Below are 1042 nucleotides of genomic sequence, written 5' to 3' on the forward strand. Positions count from 1 at the left end.
CTGGATATCATCGTCATCGGATTGGCCACCGTGTTGTGCGGCGGACAGTGCGCGACGGATATGGAGGTGTTCGCATCCTCCAAAGAGAAGCTGTTGCGGCAATTCCTTCGACTGGAGCACGGAATTCCCAGTCACGACACCTTCAGTCGGGTCTTCAACGCGCTCGATCCGGAGGCTTTCGAGCAAGCCTTCCGGAGCTTTATGGCAGCATTCGCCGAGACCAACGGGATCAAGCTCACCGGCGTGGTGGCAGTCGACGGCAAGGCGGTTCGAGGGGCCTACGAACGCGGCCGCAGCGCGACGCCGCTGCACATGGTCAATGTATTTGCGACCGAAGCCCGCATGGCCTTGGCCGCGTGCAAGGCTCCGGGCCGCAACGAGGCTCAAGGCGCCCTGGAAGTGCTGCAGATGCTCTCGCTCGAGGGCTGTATCGTTACCGCCGACGCATTGCACTGCAATCGTCCCTTCGCCAAGAAAGTCCTCGCGCGTGGTGCCGACTATGTGCTGGCTCTCAAGGAAAATCAGAGCAAGTTGTTTGCCGAGGTCGAGCGCCTCTTTATCCGCTCGGGCAAGCGCAGCGTGGCTCAGCGGGTCGACCCAAGCACGCACGACCGGCACGAATCCAGGCGTGCGACCGTCATACGCAACACCAGCCTGGGGACGACAAACCGCTTCCCCGGAGTGGCGGCCGTGGCCCGCATCACTTCGCGCCGACGGCTGCACGGAAAACCCGCCGGCAAGCCGGCTGTGCGATATTACTTGTTGTCCAAATATCTGCCTGCAAGACGCCTGTTGCAGATCGTTCGCAGCCATTGGAGCATCGAGAACCAGTTGCATTGGGTGCTCGATGTCGTCTTCGGCGAAGATGCCTGTCGAACCAGAAAAAACAACGGTCCCGAGAACTTCGCGGTCCTGCGGAGGGCTGCAATCAACCTCATTCGGACCCACCCCGCCCGCATCTCTATGCGACAAAAGGTCAAGCGGGCAGGCTGGGAAGACGCATTCCTTCTCAGCCTCATCTGTCACATGCGATAGCCCTGCC

At 60.9% G+C, this 1042-nt stretch carries 1 protein-coding gene; it reads left to right on the forward strand.

Annotated features, from left to right (window positions below; all coding sequences use genetic code 11):
- Positions 1-1035: ISAs1 family transposase (locus XH87_RS08375; RefSeq protein ID WP_271586884.1), on the forward strand; the 1035-nt coding region annotated here is incomplete at its 5' end.
- Positions 1036-1042: the final 7 nt, after the last annotated feature.

This window comes from Bradyrhizobium sp. CCBAU 53415 (genome assembly GCF_028128735.1).
In the GTDB taxonomy this organism is placed as follows: Bacteria; Pseudomonadota; Alphaproteobacteria; order Rhizobiales; family Xanthobacteraceae; genus Bradyrhizobium.